This is a genomic window from Paenibacillus sp. FSL R10-2778, assembly GCF_038593035.1.
Classification (GTDB): domain Bacteria; phylum Bacillota; class Bacilli; order Paenibacillales; family Paenibacillaceae; genus Paenibacillus_AQ; species Paenibacillus_AQ odorifer.
In genome coordinates this window covers 858,135-880,254 of record NZ_CP151956.1, presented here as the reverse complement: position 1 = coordinate 880,254, position 22,120 = coordinate 858,135, and the positions used below count along the sequence as shown (strand labels likewise).

The 22,120-nt window shown below is 42.4% G+C and carries 20 protein-coding genes; 2 read left to right on the top strand and 18 right to left on the bottom strand.

The window, feature by feature from the left end; all coding sequences use genetic code 11:
- Positions 1-8: 8 nt before the first annotated feature.
- From NST40_RS03875 to NST40_RS03840, 8 genes are all read right to left on the bottom strand, one after another.
- Positions 9-302 carry a transposase gene (locus NST40_RS03875; RefSeq protein ID WP_342410416.1) on the bottom strand — a complete coding sequence of 98 codons (294 nt, stop codon included), beginning with the start codon at positions 300-302 and terminating at the stop codon, positions 9-11.
- A gap of 21 nt (positions 303-323) precedes the next feature.
- Positions 324-905, bottom strand: a complete 582-nt coding sequence (locus tag NST40_RS03870) for a hypothetical protein (protein WP_076221251.1) — start codon at positions 903-905, stop codon at positions 324-326.
- A 192-nt stretch (positions 906-1,097) separates the two neighbouring features.
- Positions 1,098-2,048 carry a carbamate kinase gene (gene arcC, locus NST40_RS03865; RefSeq protein ID WP_076105343.1) on the bottom strand — a complete coding sequence of 317 codons (951 nt, stop codon included), beginning with the start codon at positions 2,046-2,048 and terminating at the stop codon, positions 1,098-1,100.
- 36 nt (positions 2,049-2,084) lie between these two features.
- A complete protein-coding gene (locus NST40_RS03860; protein WP_076276986.1) occupies positions 2,085-3,350 on the bottom strand; it encodes a tetratricopeptide repeat protein in 1,266 nt (421 codons plus the stop codon).
- Positions 3,351-3,384: 34 nt separating this feature from the next.
- Positions 3,385-4,926: a xanthine permease gene (locus tag NST40_RS03855; RefSeq protein ID WP_342410415.1), complete on the bottom strand. Its 1,542-nt coding sequence runs from the start codon at positions 4,924-4,926 to the stop codon at positions 3,385-3,387.
- Between the two features lie 89 nt (positions 4,927-5,015).
- Positions 5,016-6,446 carry a DUF1116 domain-containing protein gene (locus tag NST40_RS03850; protein WP_076276985.1) on the bottom strand — a complete coding sequence of 477 codons (1,431 nt, stop codon included), beginning with the start codon at positions 6,444-6,446 and terminating at the stop codon, positions 5,016-5,018.
- Position 6,447: 1 nt separating this feature from the next.
- On the bottom strand, positions 6,448-7,992 hold the full coding sequence (fdrA, locus tag NST40_RS03845; protein ID WP_342410414.1) for an acyl-CoA synthetase FdrA: 1,545 nt from the start codon (positions 7,990-7,992) through the stop codon (positions 6,448-6,450).
- Between the two features lie 3 nt (positions 7,993-7,995).
- Positions 7,996-8,706, bottom strand: a complete 711-nt coding sequence (locus tag NST40_RS03840) for a DUF2877 domain-containing protein (protein ID WP_342410413.1) — start codon at positions 8,704-8,706, stop codon at positions 7,996-7,998.
- Between the two features lie 541 nt (positions 8,707-9,247).
- Here NST40_RS03840 and NST40_RS03835 point away from each other — a divergent pair.
- Positions 9,248-10,945, top strand: a complete 1,698-nt coding sequence (locus NST40_RS03835) for a PucR family transcriptional regulator (protein ID WP_076220287.1) — start codon at positions 9,248-9,250, stop codon at positions 10,943-10,945.
- A gap of 57 nt (positions 10,946-11,002) precedes the next feature.
- Here NST40_RS03835 and NST40_RS03830 read toward each other — a convergent pair whose 3' ends face one another.
- The 9 genes from NST40_RS03830 to NST40_RS03790 form a co-directional block, all read right to left on the bottom strand.
- On the bottom strand, positions 11,003-11,659 hold the full coding sequence (locus NST40_RS03830) for a SprT family zinc-dependent metalloprotease (RefSeq protein WP_038574107.1): 657 nt from the start codon (positions 11,657-11,659) through the stop codon (positions 11,003-11,005).
- 80 nt (positions 11,660-11,739) lie between these two features.
- Positions 11,740-13,113 (bottom strand): hypothetical protein, encoded by a 1,374-nt coding sequence (locus NST40_RS03825; RefSeq protein WP_076276981.1) that lies wholly within the window; start codon positions 13,111-13,113, stop codon positions 11,740-11,742.
- Positions 13,114-13,318: 205 nt separating this feature from the next.
- Positions 13,319-13,915, bottom strand: a complete 597-nt coding sequence (locus tag NST40_RS03820; RefSeq protein ID WP_076128606.1) for a hypothetical protein — start codon at positions 13,913-13,915, stop codon at positions 13,319-13,321.
- Positions 13,916-14,014: 99 nt separating this feature from the next.
- Positions 14,015-14,818 (bottom strand): hypothetical protein, encoded by an 804-nt coding sequence (locus NST40_RS03815; RefSeq protein ID WP_076128604.1) that lies wholly within the window; start codon positions 14,816-14,818, stop codon positions 14,015-14,017.
- Between the two features lie 265 nt (positions 14,819-15,083).
- A complete protein-coding gene (gene bshB2 / locus NST40_RS03810) occupies positions 15,084-15,737 on the bottom strand; it encodes a bacillithiol biosynthesis deacetylase BshB2 (RefSeq protein ID WP_342410412.1) in 654 nt (217 codons plus the stop codon).
- Positions 15,738-15,760: 23 nt separating this feature from the next.
- Positions 15,761-16,105 (bottom strand): YojF family protein, encoded by a 345-nt coding sequence (locus tag NST40_RS03805; protein ID WP_076128602.1) that lies wholly within the window; start codon positions 16,103-16,105, stop codon positions 15,761-15,763.
- Positions 16,106-16,338: 233 nt separating this feature from the next.
- Positions 16,339-18,219, bottom strand: coding sequence for a PAS domain S-box protein (locus NST40_RS03800; protein ID WP_342410411.1), 1,881 nt, complete (start codon positions 18,217-18,219; stop codon positions 16,339-16,341).
- A 112-nt stretch (positions 18,220-18,331) separates the two neighbouring features.
- Positions 18,332-20,029, bottom strand: coding sequence for a hypothetical protein (locus tag NST40_RS03795; protein ID WP_076276979.1), 1,698 nt, complete (start codon positions 20,027-20,029; stop codon positions 18,332-18,334).
- A 240-nt stretch (positions 20,030-20,269) separates the two neighbouring features.
- The gene (locus NST40_RS03790; RefSeq protein WP_076128596.1) at positions 20,270-20,719 is read right to left on the bottom strand and encodes a VOC family protein; all 450 of its coding nucleotides are present in this window, start codon (positions 20,717-20,719) and stop codon (positions 20,270-20,272) included.
- Positions 20,720-20,818: 99 nt separating this feature from the next.
- Here NST40_RS03790 and NST40_RS03785 point away from each other — a divergent pair, with 99 nt between their 5' ends.
- A complete protein-coding gene (locus NST40_RS03785; RefSeq protein ID WP_076220760.1) occupies positions 20,819-21,757 on the top strand; it encodes a YafY family protein in 939 nt (312 codons plus the stop codon).
- A gap of 2 nt (positions 21,758-21,759) precedes the next feature.
- On the opposite strand, the gene NST40_RS03780 is transcribed toward NST40_RS03785, so the two are convergent.
- Positions 21,760-22,053, bottom strand: coding sequence for a hypothetical protein (locus NST40_RS03780; RefSeq protein ID WP_143763932.1), 294 nt, complete (start codon positions 22,051-22,053; stop codon positions 21,760-21,762).
- Positions 22,054-22,120 lie beyond the last annotated feature (67 nt).

The window sequence follows — 22,120 nt, the reverse complement described above, 5'->3', positions numbered from 1 at the left end:
TCTACCTATCACATATAAACCTCATCATACGAAATTATCATCAACCGATAAATTAAATATACGCCAAGATAGGCTCCGGTAATAAGAAACATTGGATTCAAAAATATCGCATGGATCGAGGTCATAAACACAGCACGATCTCTTAATATCTCGTAAATCGACAAGGCGGAAATATTTCCAAAGATAATCGCACTTAAGACCGAAACAACATTAAAAACCATACGCCACTTTATCGATTTCCCCTGTAACATCAGCATAACAATGGGAACAAGAATACTACCAAGTACGATTAGAAATTTCATCCAGCTCACCTCGGTAAATTTTTAATCGTCCAATTCCACACTTTCGATTTGTCCATCTGCATTTACCGTCCACTCGATTTCAACGCCATTATTCAATCCGAGCTTGTCTTCATCTTCAATGACTATATGATCAGGAATCGTTAAGGTTTGCTCTTTACCGCCCTCTACTTGAACAGTAACCTGTTTACCCTTAACAGCAGTGATCCTTCCGTCATATTCAATCTGCTGCAAAACAATCTTTTGATTCGAATCTGTAATGGTGACCTGCTTGCCTCCGTCAGTTAGCAGCTCAACCTTTTTATGATAGTTATCTTTTAACGAAACCTCCTTGATAACTCTCTGAACGCTAACCCCCTCTGGAAGTTTCCCAGTATTTGAGCCGGGTGACGCAGATGTTAGGGGTTGTTCTGTTACGTTATTTGTAGGTACAGGTGTAGTTGCTTCTGCAGAAGGTGCTGCAGTTTCTACTTGAGCTGTTGGAGTAGGCACTTGAGTCTCATCCGCTGCTTTAGTGCAACCACTTAGCAATACCATACATGCACAAATACAACAAAGAATTGTAGCCCTGGTAAAACGTTGTGTTGTTCCTTTATTCGATATCATCTTTTACCCCCGCATTTTAATGTATTTTTTTCTCTATAGTGGACATAGTTTTACCTCTTATCTTCCTTTTATTCACCAGAATATGGCCATCTGAAAGCAACAGTTAGATAACAATTCATGAATATGTCAAAAAACCGCCCTGATTTAGATCAGTGGCGGTTTCCATGAAATAATGAGATAAATTAGATCCTATTAATTTACAATATGTGTGCCAGCCTGTTGGCTCATCGCAGCTTTCATATTTTCCGGATTGGTAATGATAACTCTACGTCCCTCTTTTTTCAAAAAGCTAAGACTTGCTTCAATTTTAGGCTGCATACTGCCAGCAGGAAAATGACCCTGCTCCGCATATACCAACATTTCTGCCGCTGTAACTTCTTCAAGAGCCTTCTGCTCAGGCGTACCGAAATTCACACATACCTGAGGAACTCCTGTTGTAATGATCAGCGATTCTGCATCGATCTGTTCGGCCAGCAGACTTGTAGCAAAGTCTTTGTCAATGACCGCATCGATACCTTCGTAGGTATTATTTTCGGTTTTGATCACAGGAATCCCGCCTCCGCCAACAGCGATTACCACATAACCCGTCTCAATGAGTGATTTAATGACGTCTTTTTCAACGATATCAATCGGCTTAGGTGATGGAACAACACGGCGGTAACCACGACCTGAATCCTCAATGATGACCCAATCTGGCTTGGCACGCTTCATCTCCTCTGCTTGCTCAAGCGTGAAGAAGGAGCCCACTGGTTTCGAGGGAGACTGAAAATTCGGATCATTTTTGCTAACCTCGACCTGAGTAATGACTGTGGCAACCTTTTTGTCTAATCTGCGATGAATGAATTCATTTGTTAAGGCCTGCTGAATTAAATAGCCTATGCCCCCTTGCGTGCCCGCCACGCAATTGACCAGCGGAGTAACATCCATTCCAGTGACTTCCGAAGCCACCTCGCTTCGTCTCAGCTCGAATCCAACCTGTGGACCGTTGCCGTGAGTAACCACCACATCGTTGCCTGCTTGCACCAGATCAGCGATATTGACAGCAATTTCACGTACTGCCTCAGATTGATCCTCTATAGAATCGCGGCCATTGTCTTTCACCAATGAATTACCGCCAATGGCTACAACTATAAATTTACTCATTCCATTCCTCCTGACGGATCAGTTGATCCTCATTTATTAGCGTTTAAGGGCCAGCTGAAATTGTTCCTTCGCGGAGTGAAAATCCGGATTGGCAGGATTATAGCTGATAGCAATATCTATTTCTTGAATGGCCATTTCATGATCACCAAGTAAACCAAGTGACTGTGCCTTATGATGATGATATAAAGGATTGCTCGGATCGTTAGCAATTGCGTTCTCAATCGCCTCAACTGCCTCTTGATGCCGGCCAAGTGATCTCAAGCTGTTCGCCTTATGAAACGAGAAATCATACCGTTCAGGCTGCTGTTCCAGAAGCTGATCCATAACTTTAACCGCTTCCTCATGCCTGCCCAACTCTCTTAAATAATTGGATTTATGATAGCGGAAGAAGCTTTCGCCAGGATCGCGTTCTATCGCTTTATCATACTCTGCTAACGCTTGCTCGGATCGCTTCATCATTCGGTAGGCATTTGCGGTATAGAAATAGAAATCAAGGTCATCCGGTTCGATAGTAAGTGCCTGTTGATAGGCTGCCAAAGCTTCCCCATATCTCCCGAGTTCCCCTAAGAAGTATCCTTTATAGTAATAGAAGTCTGAATTATTACTGTCCTCTTGCATTGCATGTTCCATAACCAAACTTGCTTTCCGGAAATCCTCTGCCCGAGCTAGCTCTTGAGCGCTTTGAATACTTGAATGAATCGGTAGCTTTTCTTTATTGAGAATACGGATGACCCTCTCCTGTCCCAGTTCTTCTGCATGCTGCAACGATGATTTGCCGTCACGATCCGGCAATTGAACATCCGCTCCAGCATCCACCAACAACTGAATAATATCGGAGTATAAACGGCCACCATTCCCGAGAATTACTGCCTCCAACAAGGCAGACCATCCCAGATTATTCATATGGTTAACTGCAACACCTGCTTCCAGGCATTTCTGAACAGTTCTTAGATACCCCTTCTCGCTGGAAGGAAGCAGTGTAGTTCCCCCAAAACGATTTACACTGGTTGTATCCGCACCTGCGGCAAGAGTTAAAGACAGAATCTCATGGAATCCATTGGCACCGGCACACAGGTAGGGTGATAACATAGTGATATCTCTTGCATTCACATCGCTGCCTGCTTCAATCAGCTTTTGAGCGAGAGGAATATGATTTTTTTGCGTTGCCGCCATCAGCGCAGTACGACCACCGGCATCCTTATGATGAACATCGGCACCACGAGCTAAAAGCTGTTCTACGGCAGCTAAATCCCCGCGATCCGCTGCTTGAATTAAATCTTCTGACAGAGTTTGATTAGTCATGGCTTTAGCTCTCCTATTTCTTTTTATCAATTATTTATTCGGATTGCAGCTTGTTCGCTGGGTCACGAAGGTCTGAAAAATGCTTATAAACAAATAATCCTGCAACCATCAAATAGGCGTATACGAACGGCATAAGTGAAGCTTGAGCAAATCCAACATTCGGCGCGTGAATGATCCCAAATAAAGATAGGCCAGACGCGATTACAGCAAAGACAGCAGCCCGCAGTGGTTTATTCAGGATAGAGAAAATAGTGATGGAGCCCCAAATCAAGCTGCTAAGCGGTGCACCATTTCCTAAATGCATCAGCCCATTGTAATAAACCCCTTTACTTAATAAGAGATCAATCCCCACCTTAGAAGCCGAAGTTTCAGCCGCATTAAAAATGTTGTTCGCAAGCGTTAAAGCCCAGTTAGCAATCCATGGGAACAAGGTGATAAAGATAACGGGCACTTCATTTTTAGGTGTCTCTCGAACCACCTGATTCGCCGTAACGACCCCGACATAGACCAGAATCGGAACAATCGCCACAACAGGTATGATAGACAACAGCAGTGCCCCTATGCCAAAGAGACAAATAATTAACATGGAGAAACCAGAAGCTATGGTATAACCAAGTCCAGCCCCAATAGATTTCCAGCCTGCATGACCAATATACACAGTTACCGGGAACGGATTACCTGTAAAAGCACCAATACTTGAAGCAACCCCGTTCGTTAGCATAACGTTACGAGTGTTATAAGGATCTCCCGCAGCATGTGCGCTCTCAATATTTTCAAGGTCAAAAATATAATTCGCCAGTCCCAATGGAATTGCAGAAGCCAGGTATGGCAAGGCATGCGGAATCCCTTGAATTAAGCTGGTAATATGCACCTCAGGTGGATTAAACCCCAGTGTTGAAAGAGCCGTTGTGATCGCTTCTGGATTCTGCAAACCGAATATCCAAGCCAGCGCGGTTCCAGCAATCAGCAGCAGAAATCCTGTAGGAATTTTTTTGAATATCGGCGATTTGCCAAACCAGTTAATAAAGATGATCACAAGTACAACAAAGGCAACCACTGGTGTTTCAAAGGATTGCAGCATCGGGTTCATGGCCAGCAATAACAATCCAAGTCCAGACAAACAAGATAAAAGTACGGTTCTTGGAATAACCTTACGCAGCACATCTCCCAGAAATGAGCCGACAATAAGGATCAAAGCTTCGAACAGGCACCATACGAGACCAATTTGCAGCGCAAATGATGCATCATTGGTTTCTCTAAATACGGGAATTAACACTAGAAAAGTTACCGTAAAAATCGATGGAGCACTAGGTCCTGAAGGTAATGCGGTTATATCCGTTCGGCCTGTTTTTTTGGCTAGCTGATATCCAAACCAGCCATAAGCAATACTTGCGATAAAAATCGCGAGTCCAAACGCAGGAACGACTCTGCCGTAAACCATACCTTCCGGAAATCCTACTACAAAAATTAACAGTGAAATCATCGTAAGCAGATTGGTTAAATTGTTAGCAAGCAACCCGAAAAATGCAGCCCAATCTCCCTTTTTCCAGAACATCTTCATAAATACTTGATCCATAATAAATCTCCCCCTAGATCGTTAGCGCTTACATACCAATGGCTTATGAAGCCCTCAGGCCCTTGAATAGGCCTGAAGGGCGGGTGGTTCTATGAATGCATGCTCTGGCTAAAAGCGAGAATGGCTTGCTCGAAACACTCGATTGGAGGATGAGTGATTCCGGCTCCAATCATTCCGATACCTGGATCCTTATGGGCAATAGCCGTGTTGATCACTGGCATAATGCTGGTTTGACCCACTTTACGAATATCGATTCCAGTAGGAATTCCGCGGAAGTTCAACAAAGGAATCGTCACATTTGGATTCTCCGTTGTAGTGATTTCCTTCATTTTCACAGAATAGTTCATGGCATCATCTACGGTTCCCCCAACTAATGCTACAATCGCCGGCGCGGTTGCCATGGCGAAGCCACCTATACCATACGTTTCGGTAATCGCACTGTCACCGATATCGAGTCCCGAATCTTCCGGCTTATACCCTGCAAACATCGGTCCGACAACCTTTTGCGCAGGGCCGGTAAACCAGGTATTGCCTGGCATTCCACTGACACGAATACCGAATTCCACGCCATTGCGGGCCATCGTTGTTACGATGGTGCTATACTCGATGCCATGGGCAGCATCAAGCGCACATTTACAAAGAGCCATCCAGGTTGGTCCGGAGAAATAATCACTCATTGCCACAAAATCGAACACTTCGATTTTCTGCTCATTAGTAAAATCCGTTCTCAGGATAAGCGGCGTTAATGCCTGAATCAAAAGAGTCGTTCCAGCGTTGTTGCGGTTATGGCATTCATCTCCCATATGGAGCGCCTGTGATAACATGAGCCGCAGATCAATGCCGTTCTCAGAGAACTTCATCGCCTCACGCAGCATCGGTCCAAGCACATCTCTCATCCAGATCAAACGGGCAACGACCGTTTCATCGTTTGCACCCATCCGCAAGATTTTCGACAGTTGCTCACTAAGGTTCGTATAAGCGATGTTGCCATACGTTTTATTCTCTACAATGTGCATGAACATAGAGGCTGAGGTTACCCCTGCCATGGACCCCACACAATTATGCTCGTGACAAGGGGAGAACGTAATCTCACCTGATGCCGCTAGTTCGGCAGCTTCATCCAGATCCTTCGCCAAGCCCTCAAAGACCAAAGCGCCGGTAACTGCACCTTTCATGGGACCACTCATCTTATCCCAGGTAATCGGAGGCCCTGCATGCAATATCGTAGTCTTAGTCATCCCTGGTACGACATTGATCGCTTGATCAAAACCAACCAATACCGGTTGTGAATTCACGATTCGCTCTACAGCCAGCTTGTTGGCAGCCTCAATCTTTGCAGCAATCCCCTCTTGCTCTAACGCATCCAGTGCGGCAATTAATTCGGGCTTACCTCCACCAGGTGGCTTCCATTCCAGATGGGTTACGTTGCCTTTTTGCTTCAGGATATCATCCTTGAACATTTCTAGGCCGACATTGATAACGTGAAGTTCACTCTTAAATAACTCATTGATTCTGCTCATGTTATACTCCCTTCTCTACAAAACCTCTGGCAAGAAGTCCTGCATTCGTATTACTGCTTGCATAGGTAACGCCCGCGGATACCAGCTTATCAAGCTGTTCTTGGACGGAAGGTGTATCCAGATCGGTTCCAAGTACATAGCCGACAATCTCCAAATGTCTGCCTTCTTGTTCCGCTGCTTGCTTAGCCTCAATAATTGCAGGCACCATAACACCTACTGGATCCTCATGCGATCCATAGCCTAATACAAAATCCATAATGATCACGCCCACCGCCGGGTCCTTTGCTTCCTGCTTGAATCTGGAAATCCGTGAAGAAGGATCAATCATCGGATGTGGTTTGCCGTTAGTGAACCCATCATCCCCAAAATCAATAAACGTATGTCCTTGGCTGATATGGATATCACCCAGCTGATATTCCGGATCTTTTGGAATGTTGCTATAGACATCGTCGTATTTCTCCATCGCTAGATACATTGCTTCATCACATAAAGTACCGCCGCAGAATAACCCGCGAATATACTTCTGTTCTGGCTTCAGCTTGACCTTAATCTCTTCAATCAGTGGAAGGTTTAGCGGATGCTTGTCAATTTGACTCTCATCAATGCCGGATAGAATTACCGCCTTCAGCGCGGCCTCTTTGGTTGTTTTGGCAAAATGTCCACCTGCTTCCAGAACAGCTTCCTCCGTTCCTCCGATAAAGCAGACCACGACAGGCTTATGCATATTTTTGATTTCATTCAGCACTTTTTGTTCCACACTTTTGGCGGGTGGCTTGGAAATCAACACAATGACCTTAGTGGCTTCGTCTTCGTTAAGCGCTTTCATCGCATCAAGCATCATTACTCCGCCGACACGTTCACTTAGGTCTCTGCCGCCTGTGCCAATCAACTGTGAGATGCCTCCGCCAAAATCGTGAATCCGCACGCTGATTTCCTGACTTCCTGTGCCGGATGCACCCACGATGCCGATATTGCCTTTACGAACCTTATTAGCAAAACATAAGGCCATATTTCCAATGATCGCGGTTCCGCAATCCGGCCCCATCATCAGCAATCCACGCTCATGTGCTATTTTTTTTAATTCAATTTCGTCTTCTACGCTTACGTTGTCACTGAACATCATGACATGGAGATTATTCTCCAGCGCTTTTCTTGCTTCTCTGGCTGCAAACGCTCCGTTGACTGAAATCACTGCAAGATTAGCTGCTGTCATATTCTTCACTGCCGACTCAATTGTTGGATATTTAAGCTCTGTACCGCCAACTGCACTGTCTTTTTTAATAAACAGCTCTTCGATTGCTTCAAAGGCAACTTCAGCCAGCTCAGGGGATGCTGCTTTGATTACGATCATCAGGTCACTATTCTTAGCTTCCTCTAGCTCAGGGGTTATCAGCCCTATATTCGCTAATACCTCTTTATTCATTTGAGTAGCCATTGCGATAAAAGCTTGTTCGACACCCTCTATTTGATTCGCTTTGGTCGACAACGACATGAGCGAGACGGAATCAAAGTATGTGTTTCTTTTAATTACTATTTTAGTCGACATATCTTACCTCCAACGTTGTTCTAGATTAAGATTCAAACCGCTAATGATCCCCAAGGCAATATCTGTTCCGGAAGAAGAACCTATATCCAGCACTGCCGATAAGCCAAGAAGCATAGTTTCCTTACTCTCATACATGAGCGAATGCAGCAACTGACCCATTGACTCTCTCACCTGACCCCAAGCCGATTTTTTCAGAGCCATATAGCTTATTTCATTCGTTAATTCAGCTGCTTCGATCACGACTTCCCTGCACCACGGCTGATATTTACTAATAGGACTCCGAGGCAGATGGATCACAGCAAACAATCCAACTAAAAAATCATCTCCCGACGGAGTCAGCCCTGGGCCTAATCCCATTAGTCGAATTGCATAATGAGCAGCATCTTCCATGCTGTCATTCGCCAAGGCATTGAGAAGACCTGAAGATCGTTCTTCCAGCAGCCGCATCGTTTCTCTCTCAAAGCTGCTAGAACCCGCAAACTGCTTCATACCGCCTGGTTTTCCATAGCTATTGATATAAGCCCTTGCCGCAGCCAAATTATCTCTTAGCGTCTTTAGTTCTATTGGAAAAATAGATAAAGAGCTCTGCCAAACTGTCAGTTCCTTGATCGATATTGAAAGCTTAGTGCCAATATATAATTGATCATTCTCCGCAAAAACTTCTTCTCCCACAACCAGTCCAAGATCCGAAAAACTACTAACCTCTGTGATCAAAGTATTAGGCGCATTATCTATCCTACTGCTCGCAATGGTATATAATTCATCAGTTGTCTTGCACCTTACATTTATCGTCCGCTCAAATATGCTGTGTACATTTCCGAAAAATCTTGATTCTCGAATCCGATGAAAGAACGCGCTATCACTGGATATCCCAGCTTTTAAATAAGAGGTACACTTGCTCTGAGAATGCTCCGTTTGATCGCCCCCTTGAGAAGGAAGTAGATAATGGTTTGGTCACTTACTGTCAGGTTATCCTATATAGAAAGCGTTCTCATAAAAAAACCTTAACGGTTGATGATGAATGATAGAAGATGTTACACTCAGTTCATAAAATTCCAAGAATGATGAAGATTGAGCTGCTTTCTGTGTGAAAAAGGATATTTTTGTGAAATATATCACAGTTTAACGGATAAACGTTACCTGACACCCTTATTGTAGTCCTCCGCACACTGAGGGTCATCATACAAGAACACTAAAAACAACAAGTAATCACTATGCACATTGCACAATGGGTGAAGATAAGGGGTGTGAATTGATGCTAACGATAAAAGATATCTTACAAATCAAATCCATCGAAGGCATAAAGATCGTTGCGGGGCATTCTGGCCTAAACAATCAAATCTCCGTAGTTAATATCATCGAGAATCCGGACGTATTTGACTGGCTGACCTCGAACGAGCTGCTTTTATCCACCGGATATATCTTCAAAGACAGCACGGAGCTGCAGAACAAATTCATTCATGAGCTGGTGGAGAATAACTGTGCAGGACTCTGCATCAAAATGAAGCGATATTTCGATGCTATCCCGCAGAATATGATCGAGCTTGCTGATAAGCATGGACTCCCGCTACTGGAGCTCCCTTTTGAATACACCTTGTCCAGAGTCATTGCGATCATTAACGAAAAGACCAACGCGGATTACGATGCAGTGAACCGACGTTCGCTCGACCTTCATAATGCGCTGTTCAAAATCGCACTCGAAGGAGGCGGTATTGAGCAAATATCGGCGGAATTGTCCGACACGATCCATAACCCTGTTCTTATATTAGATAGAGACTGGAACCTACTCTGCTATACGGATCATAAGGATAACCCATCTCCACTTCAGGAATTCCTGCCACTGGTGAAGAACAGGCCTGTTTTTCCACCAGAGTTCACGGTAGCTTTCCCAAAGTATATTACTGAAATCAAAAAATCCATCAAACGCACCTACTATTCTCAAGGACAGCCGTACAAGTGCTGCATTATGCCGGTTTCTGTATCCAGTAACGCTTACGCGTATATCGTCGTTCTGCAAACGGTACGCAAGCTGGTTGAATTTGACTACACCGCGTTAGAGCATGTATCCACGATGCTTGCACTGGACCGGATCAAAGCCAAGGAAATCGAAGAGGTAAAGCATAAAATTAGGCAGGACTTCTTCGACGACTTATTAGCTGGCAATATTACTTCAACAGAAACACTGCATTCCCTATCTGCTATGCATGGGCTTAAAGTTAACTATGCGTATTACTGTACAGTTATCCATATTGAAGCTACACAGCTGGAAAACTACACGGACATGGTTTATAGAAAATACGAAATGGAGCATATGGTCAAAAAATGTGTCAATTTGATCTATGGCTTGTCCAGTAATGCAGGTGGAGAGCTAATCTGTTACTATCGCAATCAGCAAATCATCATCTTGATCGGAAAAAATGAAAATAAACCGCCAATTTCCGTAAGCGATACGAAAGCCTTTGCTCAAGAGGTGCTGCAGTTGCTGGCTCAGGAAATGACTAAAAATCATTTTCTCATCGGCATTGGCAGTCAGTATAAGACACTTGCTTCGCTCCATCGAAGCTTCTTCGAGGCCCAGGAAGTTATGCGGCTCATGCAGCGGTTTAATAAAGACAGCCGGAGCATTGCTCACTTCGAGGATTATTCTGTCTATCATTTTTTGGATTCCAATATTAAGCCTACGGAAATGGAGACATTCTTTAACAAAGTTCTGGGAGGCATCCATGAACATGACCAGACGATGAACACGAGATTCATGTCTACCTTGGAGTATTATTTTATGTACAATCAGAATGTAACCGAAGCCGCCAAAGCGATGTTTATTCACCGCAACACCTTTATTTACCGGATTGATAAAATCAAAGATTTGCTAAATATAGATCTGAAAAACTCAGATGAGCTATTCGAGATTCAACTGGCACTTAACCTCTATCGATTGCTGCAAAGGGGTTAAAATAACGAAGGGTATTCCCGGCAACCATTACTCTAGTTGCACTGGAATACCCTTTTTTCATAACGTCATAGCCCGTCCATATCTTGCTAAATATTCTTCCTTCTCCTTATAATCCGGCATTAGGCTTCCAACCCGTCGCCAAAAGGAACGATCATGGTTCATATGCAGCAAATGACATAACTCATGGATGATCACATAATCGATAACCTCCACGGGAGCCATGGCCAGACGATAGTTAAAGGTTAGCTTTTTATCGGAGCTGCAGCTTCCCCATTTGGTCCTGGACTCTACAATCTCGATACTCTTAGGTTTTACTCTAAGCTGCGTCTGGTACCTAGTGATCCGCTCTCCTATAAGCTTCTTGCAGCTAGAGAAATAGAACTTTTTCAGCTTTAACTGAAGTTGTTCTTCACTTAGCTCCGCTGTCTCTATAAGCTCATGCAGAGAATAATATTTGCCTAGATACAGGAACTTTCCTTCATCTTCGTACGCTCTGATCATCTTTGGCGTTTCACGAGCCGCTTCGAGACTTTGCAGCTTCTCCACAATCATTTTTCCATTACGCTCAACCACACTTTTAATCGTCTCTTCAGATGTTTTCTTAGGTACCTTGAGTGTTATGCGCCCTGACGAATCTATATGAATGGAGATTTTTTTCCCGTTTCCATATTGAACATTAAACTCGATCACCTGATTGTCGTAATCAATCTTCATACCCACCATCGTTTCTATAAGATTATTCGCAATAAAAAAGAAGAACGCACCTAGGCGTTCTCCTATTTTAACACGATTCCTCAATACACCGGATACCCCGCTACAAACATTGCCAAGTACAGTACACTACCCACAACAGATATAACAGTGAGTGCAACATCCTTCGGCTTTTCATTAGTGAGCGCAACGGCAGCAAAAGCTAGCGGAAATGCAACAAGCAAATAACGCGGGGCTGACAGCAGCCAGGTAGCTCCCACTACGAAAGCAAAATACACGATAAAATAAGCAGTGTAGGATGGCCGTAGTTTTCTTGCTCCCATAAACATGATAATTAGTGCTGAGAATATAGCGATTAAATTAGGCAGCCACATGCCGAGAAAAGAACGGCTATCTCCACTTTTAAAGGTGCCCACCGCATATTCCATCTGATATCTTACGGTATCGAAAAAGAGATAGAACTTCTGTGACCAATGCTCCCTCTGGTAAATACTGAACTGAAAAGCATTTCCCGTAACATAGTAGTTGATGTAAAGATAAGCCAGCAAACCCATCGATATGATAGCAAGACAGCCAATGGCGGTGGTCAGTTTATGTATAAACGCTTTTTTATCTAGTAATTTATAATTCCCGATAAGTTCCCGTGCAAATTCAATCGCAACCGGTACAATCAACAGTACCCCTGGAGAACGCGTATACGCTGCAAGTGCACCGCATAAACATCCGATGAGCCATTCTTTTTTTCTCACAAAATATAAACACAACAGCGATAAGGCCAGAAATAAAGATTCGGTCATTGGGATGAAGAAAAAGAACGCAGCCGGAAATATAAAAATATACTTTACTACTCGCATAGCACTCTTTCGATGCATGTCTAGTGCGGCAAGCTCATAGGCGACCAAGGCAGCGACAAGCGAGCAAATATTAGAAACGATGAATCCAGCGACGAGATAATTCCCTACGAATACCTGAACTACTTTAATTAGATTTGGAAAAAAAGGGAAAAACACAATATGGTATTTCGGATCTCCCTCCGTCACATACCAATTCTCCGCGATGCCCAAATAATGTGAAGCGTCGATCCCCGATATATGCCAGGTCTCAGCTATTTTGCTAAACAAACCGCCGGAATAGCCATTCTGTATGATCAAAAATATATAACCGATAATCATAAGCAAGACCCGACTAGCCACTACCCAGCCGATAATATATAGCCAAGCCTGCTTTCTGTCCCGTGTTTTATTTTCCAGAGTTACTTCAGGTGCTGGATTTGTCAGAACGAAATCTGTCAAAACAGGTATAGTGCGGAGTCCCAATAATACAAAAAGTACGAAACAGGCCACGGAAGCAAGGGTACCCATCATAGACCAACTAGTGGTCGAGTTTACCCAGAAAATAGCCGTCACCATCATAATGAACATGAAGATGAAGGAAATGATTTTGTCGTGCTTTTTCATTTGAACCTCCAAAGATAAATTCTTACAATAATCTAGTTAAAAAAGGAAAATATTACGCATAGAAATATAATAGTCTCTGGAAATTTTTTTGTAAATCATATATTGTCTTTGAAATAACAAAGCCACAAGGGCCATCAATTCACACAAATAAAAAAACAGCCTGAACCCTGTAAAAAATGGGTTCCAAGCTGTTCTGTTGTCATCCCTACTTCTCTTCATGGCTGAAATAAAAATTCAGCGGCAATTCATCATCACTTTCCAGACTGTTCGTCATCTTGTAGGTGATGAGCATTTTATTCTCACCCTTGCCGTATGACCATGATTCTTCAATACTTCCTACCAGTGGCTTTAACGGAAGAGTCATCCTGTCAATCGTTTGGACTGATTTCTCGACTTTGTCAGTCTCTTCATCTTCCACAGGTTCGTAATGATCCAGAAAAGCACGCACCAGTTCTCTTGCATTTTGAAAGCCACTTTCCGATCTAGGGAAAACGGTTCCTATCCGGTAACCTATGATTTTATTAGTATTAACATCTACCACAACCTGTTGTATAAACTCCATTTGATTGACGGTTAGGATATCATCTTGCAGGATTGTACCCAAAGTTGTATCGTATTCACCCACGGCATCCGTAATTTTTAAAGCAGCAAGCCCTTCTTCGCGCGGCTGCATGAACACAGCCCTATGCTTCTCCACATGTGTGAAAAGCTCAGCATACTTAGGTTTATCCTTGCTGCATGCAGTAGATAACAGCGAAAGAACGACTATTCCACAAATGAGAATGAAGTATGATTTTCTCAAACGGATACACCTCCTTACCTGACGAAATCAATAGATGACAAATCTCAGGAAAAACACTTATTAACTATACCTTTTTAGAAACAATATCTTCAAAATGTTTTACAAGATACCGGTAACTTCAAAATGTTGAATGTTACCGTTTACATTTATATCATAAACCACTCCGCAAGCCCAAGCGAGCCCCCCTCCTACAAGAAATACCCTATTACTACCTAATGCATTATACCCTGTATATTTTGTACCCATAACTGGTGAACTGACACTTGTAACTATTTCATGCCTGAATGGAAAATCATTCGCTTCAGATGCAGCGGTATATCCTGGATAGGTCAGCAGAGTACCCAAAGTAACCCAGGTAGCTGTAAAATTATTAATATTGAACCCGTTGTTTGCATAAGCCGTAACCTCTTGCCGCAAGGGGCGAATATAAGTAACGTTGTTATACGCATCTGCATGTGCAGTAAATATACTAACAGAACTCAATCCGTAACCGACTGTTCCCGGTGTTCCTGTTGGCTTGCCGGCCTCAATTATCTTATTTATTATGTTAGCTTGTGAGATTGGTAATATCGTATTGACACTTATATCGCCGTCATCCAATTCATTCCAAATACGAATGGCTTCGCCATTTATTTCACCACTCCGCATTGTTGCAATGTTTTGAGTAGCAGGTACAAACTGTATAGCACTATCCTCATTGACAGCTGCACCTTGCTCACGCAACCAGTTAATTGTTATTTCAGGAACCTCATCAATGCTCATGATCGCTGTTTCATTAACTGATATACCAGCAACAATAGCCTTAAAGTCTGTCTCATTTTGATTGACGTTCATTGCATCAGCATTTATTGGAATGAAAATAAGCATAGCAACAACCATAATTGAAATTATTCTCTTTTTCAATGTAACTCTCCTCTACTCTTTTTAAAAGCATTTAGTTTGGTCGACCAACCTACCAAACCTTACCATACATGTGAATAAAAAACACCGATCTTTGTTATGTATATTGAAAAAGGGAGTAAAGACCTAAGGTCTCTATCATAATTCGATTGTAAGCGAGAAAAAACGTCATAATAATGAATTTTTTGTAGAAAATGAGCAAAAAAAGTCCGAGCGTATATGCCCGGACTTAGCTTTTGTATAGTAAATATGAGTTAGCAGATCATTATCATTCAAACGGATAAATCCAGAAATGTTCTGTTCCAAAACGAGCTTGGATCTCTTTATCATTTAAAGGTTTGCTGCCCAACAGCTCAGCAGCTTGGAATTGGGAACGATGCGCCTGAATGGACGCCATCTTGTGCTCGAGGAAATCTCTCACATCATTGATAACCTTTGGCTCCCCAATCTCTACAATATTATTAGCAAAAGCTATACAGTGAACAGGAGGTCTTTCTTCCTTTGGAAGTCTTGCAACGGTTCGGATCACTGCGGCTCCAGTAGCATCGTGATCAGGATGAACGCTGTACCCTGGATAGAAAGTGATGATCAACGAAGGTTTAAGCTCTTTCAAGAGCGCATCAATCTGCCCATCGAGCAAGACTTGATCTTCGAATTCTATCGTCTTGTCGTGAAAACCAAGCATTCTTAAATCCTGTATGCCAATAGCTTCGCAGGATTCCTCCAGCTCCTTCTTACGTATTTCTGGGAGGGTTACCCGATTTGCGAAGGGCGGGATGCCCATATTGCGGCCCATTTCTCCTAGCGTTAGGCATGCGTAGGTAACTTGGGTCCCATTTTGTATATGTTTGGCAAGGGTACCTGATATACCGAAGGCCTCATCATCCGGATGTGGCAAAATAACAAGAATATGTTTTTCCACAGAACTCTTCATCTCCTCTTCCATTAGAACGGCTCTCGGCTTAATTGTAACGATACGATCAGTTTGCCTTGAGCATCATGTCCAGCCATAATCAATCTGCCTGTCTCACTCTCTTCATAGTGAGTTAGCCCTTCCGAGTAAACCCAGCCCTGCGACATTTTTAAGCCGACCCGATAAGGACCGTTGCCGGAAATCGAACCATGGGAATATCGAATAACAGCATTAGTAATAAAAGTAGCGGCTGGATGCTTCGAACTATCTAAATGGGCAGCGTAGGCTCCCGTTGTCATCTCAAGATGGATATATAGATCCTGATCTTTAAGCAGGTCGATCCTATCTTGTACTTCCGATTGATTGATTAGCTGCAATGTTGCGCCTCCGTCTCTGACTGAATATATACATACAAAAAATAAGATCCATACCTTATAGAAGGACGGATCTGTTATATGATAAGCGGGTCCGTATTTCTCATCAAAGTATAACGTGCAATGCTATGTAATTCAATGGATAGAGCGATCCCCTCCAAGTGTAACAGTAATGGACTGGCTTTTTACTGTTCACCTGAAGGGGATAATATCACTGAGAGGTTATGCTGTTTATATTAGATCACAAACTGATCTAACATCTTTATGATGACTTCACGCTTTACAGGCTTGCTGATATACTCGTCCATTCCGGCAGCTAGACAATTTTCACGGTCACCCTTCAAAGCATTAGCCGTGACCGCGATGATGGGCGGACATTTCTCTTGATGCTCATCTCTTAACATCTTCATAGCCTCTATACCGTTCATAATGGGCATGTGAAGATCCAATAAAATAAGATCAAAGGGTTCTTTCCGTGCTGCTTCAACCGCATCTATGCCGTTTGTGACGGCGATAACGCTGTGACCCATTTTTTCGAGTATTTTGGTCAGCACTAGCGCATTGATAGAGTTGTCTTCAGCAAGTAAAATTCTTGCCTCACGTGCGGTATGAAGCTTGTTAATGTTAGCCTCTTGGCTAGGAATTACCACTGATTTCTTGGGCCTGATTGTGAAGGTAACCGAAGTACCGCTCTTGCCGTCACTCTCCGCATAGATCTCGCCACCCATCATTTCGACAATTCTGCGGCTGATGGCAAGGCCAAGACCCGTGCCTTCGTGTCTCCGCATCATAAAGCTATCCACCTGCTCAAACGGTTCAAAAATATCAGTAAGTCGATCAGGATCAATTCCAATGCCAGTATCGGTTACCGTAAAGGCCAGCAGGAAGGGTTCTTCCTTTACAAGCCTCACTTTTACCGATATGCTGCCCGCGGGTGTGAATTTCACAGCATTCCCTAGCAGGTTCAAGAACACCTGCTTCAAGCGTTCCTCGTCACCGTATATAAAGTCAGGAACATCATGATTTATGATGCTGGTGAGCTCCAGATGTTTTTGTTCAGCTTTTATTGCGATAACAGAAAAGCTGTCCTTGAGGCAAGTTCGCAGATCGAATGTATCCTCTTGTAGCTCGCTTCGGCCTGCCTCAATTTTTGAAAGATCAAGGATATCATTAATTATATTGAGCAGGATTCCTCCGCTTTTGCGAATGATTTCTACATATTCACGTTGTTCTTCATTAAGCTCTGTTTCAAGCAAAATATCAGTCATGCCGATCACCCCGTTCATGGGAGTGCGAATTTCATGACTCATCATAGCCAGGAACTCACTTTTAGCTCTATTCGTGGACTCTGCGGCTTCCTTAGCTAGCGACAATTGCCTTTGCTCGGAAATGTCCTTGCATATAAGATAAAATCCGATATTATGATTGTTCACATAAATAGGTGCAATACTGGTGAGCACTTCAACGACTTCGCTGTCCTTAGTAACAAGCTTATTGATATACTGCTCAACCGTATTATCGTAAAGGGCTCTTTCCAGAATGCGCTGGACATTCTCTTCTCCAATCAGACTCGCAAGCTTCATCCCGATCAACTCGGACTCGATGGCATAGCCCGTTATCTTTTCCGCCATACTATTGGTGTTAATGATTCGACCGTCAAGGTCAAAAGAAATGACGGCGTCATGGTTATATTTTTTAAGCGACGTATACCGTTCAACAGACTCCTGAAGGCGTTGCTCGGATTCCTTTTGCTTTGTAATGTTAACGATTTGGCAAATGAAATATGCTGGCTGGTTCGACTCGTCGCTGAAAAGGTGGAGCGTGAGCTGTCCCCAAATATAATCTCCATTTTTTGTGATAAACTGCTTTTCCATCTGCACTTCTGTTTCCTCACCCAAAACTGCTTTTAAATCATGAAGGTTGCCGAAATCCTCGGGGTGAGAAAGGTCTTCTAACCGCATACCCTCAAACTCTTCAGTGGAATAACCAAAAGTCTGCTCAAAGGCCGGGTTTACGGTCAGAATCAAACCATTTGGCGATAAAAGGGCGATCCCAAAGGAGGCGTGATTAATCACCTGTTGGTTGAATTGTTCCTGATTTAGATTTACGCGATGCATAGCGACCTCCATGGATGATGTAATTTTTGCGTGAAAAAATAGACCTTCTATTTAGAAGGTCCTATTTATAGCTTATAGTCTAATTTACCCACTTTGTTATTAATTGAATCCGTTAATTTAACGGGATCGAATAGAACACTCTGGATCCTTTATTGTTCGTATACCAAATGATTTTGTCTCCATTAATAATAGGACTGCACTCTGATAAGGCAAAATGCTTGATCGTTTGGATGTCGCTAGTAGCTTTTCCCGCTCCATCTATAAGAACATATTTCAGATCACCCGGATGATTCTCTTTATCAAACTCCTGCCACAGCACCATCATTTTATCGTCTGTGATTTTTACTAGCTTAGGGATGGACGCGATCAGGTTCGTGCCTACATATTTAGCCAAGGTAATGTGATTCACCGAAGTACTGCTCAGGTTGGACTTGGGCAACACACTAAGTATGACATCCCTTTGGTCTGTTTCCAAACCCTCCATCTCATAAGATGTATACTCTTTGACTAGGGAATGATCTACCGAATTCATAGCGACTATATAGTTCGCCGGAGACATCTCAAATCCGCCTATAGAAACCCCCGTCGCGTTCGCTCCGATTTTGCCGGGAATATTAAATAAATCCACTTCGTTATAACTGGCTCCGTCTCCTTTATTCAGAACAATCGAACGGGGATAAGCGTCGCCATGATCGACTAGAACATGCGCAGTACCATCAAACAATACATATTGGTCAAAAGAGTGACTGACATGATTCTTCTGGAATCTTCCCAGATCATTGGTCACGGTCATGGTTTTAGTATTTACAATAATGGTAAGCTGGGATTGATGATTTAATTTATCTTCTGTCGTGTATCGTGTACGTGAAGTGTGAAATACAAGCGTATCTCCAGCTTCAGCCATCCTGCCGGAGCCTGAATCAAAAGGGCTAACGGTATAGCTCTCCCCACCCTTTATGGAGACACTGTCTACTCTATTGAAGCTTTTATCATAACGGACAATACGAATGACTTCCTTGCTATCATTCTCTTCGCGGTTCTCTTGGCCAAAAGCAATATAGTTATACTTCTCCCCACTAAAGAATCCACCAAACACCGGAAGCTCAAAAGGAATGCTCTTATTGCCTGTTAGTTCGTACTTCTCATTGTACGTTTCAATCGTAAACTCTTTGTTCGCCTCAATGACACTTACAGTCCCATCCTTATTATTCACAAGATAAGAAGAGGCCGTACTTTTCCATCTAGGAAAATAAGAAGATTCCCCGTTACTCTCAGCTACAGCCGCCGTCTTTACCCGGTAAGCATGATCTGGGATTTTGGAAAATAACGATATGCGGTCAGACTGAACGTCAAATTCAATATCGAACGGGATTTTACCCGCCAAATCTCTCAACTGAAAATAATTGTTATCATCAATATTGTACGCCGTAATAGACTGTAACTGTCCGTTGACTAGCACCTTAGAGCTTGAAAGCGTAGCAGCATAATTTTTATTGCGGCTATAATAGTTACTTGTTGTTTTCTTTTCGGGCGTATAAGCTTGTCCAGTTATGATCTCAATCGCATTGTTCGCTTTATTCCAAGTGATATCAAACTGGCTGCTCGTTCCCGAGAAATACTCTGCCAAATCGCGTAGTCTGAAATAATTGTTATTCGATATGTTGAACCCATTCAGGTTCCGCTGTTCTCCATCAAAATATGTACTGCTCTCGGTTACCTTAGCCTTCACCGTATTGCTCGCAAAGGTTGTAGTGCCGAGTGCTGGTGTAACCAGTAATAACATCAGCAATATACTAAAAATCCTCTTCATCCGTCTTTCCTCCATTAGATATAATCATTAGCTATTATATTTATCGGTAATTTGCTGTGCCGCCTTAATTTTGAAATGAACGTAAAAAGCACAATCTGCACAGTCTCGCGATCTGCGTTCTATCGTTTGGTTGGGACAACCCGTCTCTCAAGAAAAAAGCCGGCCAAACTCAGGACAATACACCTGAAATTTAGTCGGCTGAATATTAAACTAAGTTTGTTTTAGAAGCAGGAAGCTTTTTTAATGTAATCTTTCATCAAACATGAGTTGGATTTGAATACCAAAGGGATCTTCAATGATACCGTAGGCTTTGCTAAACACATTGCTGGATAAAGGAGCAATAATTTTCACGCGCTCGTCTGTGATTAAGCTTTTATAAAAACCTTCAATCCCCTCTAAGTCAGCACTTTGAATACATAATGAGGTGTTATTGCCCACTGTATATTTCTCATTCGTATTCATTGTATCTTCTGCTATCATTATTTTTGTTTTTCCGATTAACAGGACAGAGTGAGTAATATAATCCTTATTTTCATCCGTAAGCTGTATGGAGCTGTCACGCTCTGCTAGTTGTTGATAGGTGACACGTAGCAATTCCTCTGCGTTAAAATGTTCTTTGTAAAATTCTATAGCTTCCTTAGCTCTTCCATTCATCGATAAAAAAATAGCTACTTCTAGTGTTGTACTCATAGTATAACTCTCTCCTTTTATATATTTGATATCTGGCCTTAAACTTATTATCCTATATAAAGGTATCAAAACATGACACCTTTATAAGGAGTTTTATATATGAAAAAATCAGAACGATTAAATGACATGATGAGGTACTTAAACAGTCGAGAATTCTTTAATTTAAGTGATCTCATGGATAAATACGCTATTTCAAAAAGCACAGCTCTACGCGATATTAGTTCATTAGAACAATTAGGTATGCCTATTTTCGCAGAACATGGAAGACACGGACGTTATGGTATTCTAAAAAACAGATTGTTATCCCCTATTATTTTCACGATAGATGAAGTCTATGCGCTGTATTTTGCCATGCTGACGTTAGAATCTTATCAATCTACACCCTTTCATCTGAGTGTTAACAAGCTAAACGAAAAGTTCGAGCACTGTCTTTCGAGTACACAAATCAACCAAATTCACAAAATGAAAAAGGTCCTGCAATTCGAAATGTATCAGCATAAGCATGTCAGCCGTTTTTTAGATAAAATCCTAGCAAGTATTCTAAATGAGAGTGCCTGTAACATTGCATATACAAAAGAAAACCAAACAAAAAGCTACCCTGTTCAATTCTTTAGGATTTCCGCTAAGTTTGGTCAATGGTATGCCACTGGAATAGAGCTTACGACGAATACATATAGAGTTTTTAGATGTGATCGAATAACCTTCATTGAAGAAGAGGAAAGCAAAGCTCGTTATTCTATAGAAGAACTTCTTAGTCGTTCATTAGAAATCTATCAGTCTGCGAAGAGTATTGACTTTGAAGTTGAGATTGCGGAACAAGCAAAGGATATTTTTTATAAAGAGCATTATCCTTCTATGAAAATAGAAGTTGGTCCGAAAACAGTCATTAAGGGATTCTATAATCCAGGTGAAGAGGATTTCTTGGCTAATTATTTTATGCGATATGGTCATGCTGTTACATCCGTGAAACCTGAAGCCTTAAAACAAATAATCAAAGATAAATTAGAGCAACTCGTAAATCACTATCAAAAAATATAAAGCTAAGCAAAAGGGGTGAAAAACATAGCTTGGAGAACTGCCTTAGCCTTTTTGAGGTTGCGCGTATCCAGTTGGTTCAGCATGTCTACGATTTGACTCATTTCATCGTTTTCCACTGGCTCAAGAGATGCTCCGGCAGTTAATGGTTCTTTTTCAGCAACCGATTCCGAATGAACCCATGACGCTTCCAAAGTATCCTCGAAGGCTTGGATTATAAATAACAATTCATCTGGGTTATATCTCTGTAGAAACCGGTTTATCCCTTTATTCATCTGCTTATGTAGGGCTAAATGCAAATCGAATATTTCTTTCCCTAGAGGTGTTGTAAGAAAAAGCACTTCTTTTTTATTATCGTGGAGAAAC